Source organism: Clostridium sp. (assembly GCF_016650095.1).
Classification (GTDB): domain Bacteria; phylum Bacillota; class Clostridia; order Clostridiales; family Clostridiaceae; genus Clostridium_AD.
The window spans coordinates 1-4614 of sequence record NZ_JAENWL010000304.1 but is presented as its reverse complement, the minus strand read 5'-3'; the positions used below and the strand labels follow the sequence as shown (position 1 = coordinate 4614).

The following is a 4614-nucleotide window of genomic DNA, read 5'->3' as shown; positions in this document are numbered from 1 at the left end:
CCAAACTCTCCTCATATACCTTCACAATATTAGATAGCTGACTAATTTGTAATATTTCAGCAAGTTGCGCCGGGATGTGGGCAGTATCGCCATCCAAGGAATGACTTCCAGTAAGAATGAAATCATATTCCTTATCCCTTAAATACTTAGCTATGATTTTACTTGTTACATAAGTATCACTGCCAACATAAAGTTTATCAGATATAAGTGTTGCTTTATCAGCATTAATCCTCAGCAAATCCTCTATCAGAGGAATAGTGCTTTGTGGACCCATACTAACTATCTCTACAAAAGCCTCTGTATTTTTTCCTTTTATTCTTAAAGCAAAGGCCAAGGCACAGCCATCCTCTGGATTAAGGATTAACTTCATATTTTCTCTGACCAATACATTTTTTTCGTAATCATACGTGAAATTATCCACATCTGGAACGAACTTAACTAGACAAATTATTTTCAACTTTAGCTTTCTCCTTTTTATTAATACCTTTCTTGGCATATACCATAGGCTTAAGAATTTACTCTTAAGCCTATGGTGGTAGTTTATTTTTTAAGTTGGTTCTTATTTTTGATATTTAATGCCTTCTTCTTGTGGGTAAATAGTTCCAAAATTCATAATGCCATTTGGATCAAAAGCTTCTTTTAATTTTTCTAATATGTAATATGCCGTGCCATGTTCTGCTTTTGTCCATTCGTTACGGAACTTGCCAATTCCGTGGTGGTGACACATAGATCCTCCAAGTTTTAATGTTTCCTCTACAATAATTGTTTGTATTGGATGGTGGTATATTCTCATTTCATCTTCTGGTTCACAATTGATATTATAATTATAAACAAAGTACATATTAGCTCCGTTTATGTAACTATGAGATGAATGTCCACCGAGCATTGTAAGGTCGTTTGGACGCTTAAATTCAGTTTTAATCCTGTTAAGAACGCTATCGTATATTTTAGGAAGCATTTCCCAGTTAGCTGAAATTTCAGTTGTATATCCATCATGCCTATCATTATCAATCATTCCTTGGAACTCATCATCAATATCTTGCTGTGACCAGTTCAAATGATTAAACCAATCTTCTATAAGTTTGCTATCTACTTTTTCAATAATGCTATCATTGAATTTTTCAGTAGCATCTTCAATCCCTGTGCATACAGCATTTACCGTTTCTTTATTTCCTTCAGCCATAAATATTAATACACATTTCCCTTTATAAAAGTGGTAGAAATGTTGTCTTGCATCTTCCTCAGAATATATTCGAGAAACAGATGGGCGATACCCATTAACCATAACTTCTCTTAATACTTTAATTCCAGATTCAACATCTTTTACAAGGTATCCATAGAACTTATTGTTCTCAGGAAAAAATTTGAATATTTTAACCGTAACTTCTGTAATATAGCATAATGTACCTTCATTACCGATAACAACGTGCCTTATATCCGGGCCTCCAGCACGACGTGAAACATTCTTAATTCTTGAAATATGCCCATCTGGGAAAACGCATTCTAGTCCTACTACCATATCCTCAATTCCACCGTATAAAGTTGAGAATTGTCCAATACTTCTCGTTGCTACGAGTCCTCCATATTGAGCAACTGGCTTAGATTGTGGAGAATGTCCTGCTGTATATCCTACTTTTCGGAGTTCATCTTCAAGTGCTTGTAGCGGAACACCTGCTTGAACTGTTGCTTCCATGTTATATTCATCAATTTTAATAATCTTATTCAGGTGCTTACCATCTATTACAAGTGTTAGTTCCTTCCAGTTTTCTAGACCACCTTCTGTAGCAGTCTTACCACTTCTTGGAATTACATTAATATTGTTTTCATTGCAATACATTAAAAGGGATTTGACCTCATCCACAGACTTTGGGAACACAATTGCTGTAGGCATTGGAACATCTAATACTTTTTTAGCTTTTGCATATTTTTTATAGCGATCTGCGGATGCATCATATAAATCATCATAATTTGTATTAATTTGTTCTTCTAATAAAATACTCTTCAAATCTACTAATATTTTTTCCTTATTCAATTTACATTGCCTCCTTAATTTCTAATTCATTCAGTCTACAACAATAGAATACTATAATCAGAATTGTATGTCAACATTTTAGCGGAAAATTATTCATTTTATCTTGTCTTTTTCTTTTCAAACGGAAAACTTTCCACATTATATTGGATATTCTTATTTAAATACTTTACTAACACTTTTACTAGTGTTACAATCAAAACACAAGTAGTTATTAAATTACTTAATAAATTAAGGGGTAAATTTAGATTATCTTATAGTGATTATCTAATAGTGATTATGATAAATATTGACTTTAATAAATTGAATCCACTAGAAAAAAAGATTAATGAAACTCTTATTACTATCTCAAAAACTGATACCAACATTACAATAACAAAAGCAGCGCATGCCTGTGATTGCTCTATGTCTAAGATTTCTAAATTTGTAAAAAAACTTGGATTTAACAATTATAAGCAATATATGGATTTTTTATATGGTAAGGGTATTCCTGAAAATAAATCTTCAATAGAGCTCCAGCGAATTAAAAATTTTATAGATGAGTTTGATATATCTTTAGTTGATGAGTTTATAGAACTTATAAATTCTTATAAAAAGATTATTCTTTTTGGTTATGGCCCATCATTTATTTGTACCCAATATTTTGAATACAAATTGCGAATCAACACAAATAAGTTCGTTATTGCTGTACCTGATGAAATTTCTGTGGAGAGTTTACTTGACGACAAAAGTTTACTTGTTATTTTTTCTACTACAGGTAAATACAAATCTTTTGAACGAATTAACATTCTTGCAAAAGAAAAAAATTGTCAAGTTCTATTGATTGTTGAAGAGTATAATGCTTCCTTATTAACTGATTATGATAAGATATTTTGGATGTCAAAATTCCTTCAAGCAGATAATTTAAAACCATATGAAAAATCAAGAATCGTTTTTTTTATTTTCATAGAAGAAGTTATTCAGCGTATTATTTTTAATAATCGCCAGGAGATTCTTGAACAAAAACAAATAAATACTGAACAAGAAGATATATAGTATTTACATCACATATTCTTTTGTCAGGTCGAAATATCCAGTAGAAGTGTATTAAAACCCTTGGTCACTATTGAATTGCAATCCAATAGTGACCAAGGGTTTTAATAATCCGTATCATCATTTAATTTCCTTTTCAATAACATCAATTAATTTCTTACAAGGAATGACCCTTATATTCTTAAATTTAACCCCTGTTTTTAAACAATTCATCGGTATATATGCCTTTTTAAAACCCATTCTATCTACTTCTTTTAATCTTTGCTCGAGTGATGGTACTTTTTTTAATTCACCCGTAAGACCAAGTTCTCCTATAAAGACTGTATCAGTAGATATTCCATGGTTTAATGCGGAGGATGCAATACTCATTACTACAGCAAGATTTACTGATGTTTCAGTTAATTTAAGACCACCTGTTGCTTTTATAATAACATTTTTATCATAAAGTCCTACCCCTCCTCTTTCCTCAAGAATTGAAATAAGAGTACCTAATTGTTCTTTCCTTGAAAAACATTCGCTTAGTCTACTTGGATAAGGAGTAAAAGATTTAGATACAAGACTTTCTATCTCTATAACAATTGGTCTTGTACCATCCTTTATAACAGCTAAAGCACTCCCTGGAACTAACTCTTCCCTTTTGGTCATAAAAAACTCAGACGGGTCAGTTATTTCTTCCATCCCTATTTCTGTCATGCGGAATAAACCACTTTCAGATGTGTCGCCATATCTATTTTTCTTGCTAATTAAATGTTTAAGTTCTTCTCCATCTTCTCCCTCTATGTATAAGACGGTGTCCACTAAATGCTCTAATATCCGAGGCCCAGCCATCTCATCAGCCTTTGTCATTTGCCCAACGAGGAACACAGCTCTTGGTCTATCTGGATTTTTTGCTTTATCCTTTAAAGCTGTAGCACATTCAATTACTTGAGTAGGCGATCCCGCTCTCGAACTTGAATATTCTTCTAAAGTAAATGTTTGGATGCTATCAAGTATTATTAAGTCTGCATCAACTGTTTCTATATGTTGTAATATTTCATCTAACTTAGTATCAGAAACTACCCAGAAATTATCAGCTATTTCTTTTACTGTACGGTCTGCTCTATTTTTAATTTGACTATTGCTTTCCTCTCCAGATGCATATAAAATTTTATATCCTTTTAAAGACAGAGAGTTTGCGAGTTGCAGCAAAAGAGTAGACTTTCCCATTCCAGGAGGCGCTGAAATTATGCTTATACTATCTCTAACTATCCCGCCACCCATAACCCTATCAAATTCTGAAACTCCTGTAACTATCCTGTCGCTGTTAGATTGTATAATCGCTCTTAGTTTCGTTGGATTAGTTGTTATTACCACTCTACTCGAATTAGATTTAACTGAGCTTGCCCTAACTATTTTTTCTTCATATGTATTCCAGGCGCCACAATCATTACATTTCCCCATCCATTTTGGAGATTGCGACCCACAGTCTTTACAAACATAAACATTTTTATCTTTAGCCAATTAGATACATCTCCTTTTTATCGTCATCATCTATGCAATCATTTATTTTATTG

3 protein-coding genes and 1 pseudogene are annotated in these 4614 nt (G+C 32.5%); 1 reads left to right on the top strand and 3 read right to left on the bottom strand.

Translation table 11 applies throughout. The features are described from left to right. Together JJE11_RS14970 and JJE11_RS14965 are read right to left on the bottom strand one after the other, a co-directional pair. A pseudogene (locus JJE11_RS14970) lies at positions 1-457 on the bottom strand (electron transfer flavoprotein subunit beta/FixA family protein); the annotation flags it as partial. Positions 458-559: 102 nt separating this feature from the next. Further along, a complete protein-coding gene (locus JJE11_RS14965) occupies positions 560-2032 on the bottom strand; it encodes an FAD-binding oxidoreductase (protein WP_291637032.1) in 1473 nt (490 codons plus the stop codon). A gap of 276 nt (positions 2033-2308) precedes the next feature. Here JJE11_RS14965 and JJE11_RS14960 point away from each other — a divergent pair, with 276 nt between their 5' ends. After that, positions 2309-3064: an SIS domain-containing protein gene (locus tag JJE11_RS14960; protein WP_291637034.1), complete on the top strand. Its 756-nt coding sequence runs from the start codon at positions 2309-2311 to the stop codon at positions 3062-3064. A 117-nt stretch (positions 3065-3181) separates the two neighbouring features. On the opposite strand, the gene radA is transcribed toward JJE11_RS14960, so the two are convergent. Further along, the gene (gene radA / locus JJE11_RS14955) at positions 3182-4561 is read right to left on the bottom strand and encodes a DNA repair protein RadA (protein WP_291637030.1); all 1380 of its coding nucleotides are present in this window, start codon (positions 4559-4561) and stop codon (positions 3182-3184) included. Positions 4562-4614: the final 53 nt, after the last annotated feature.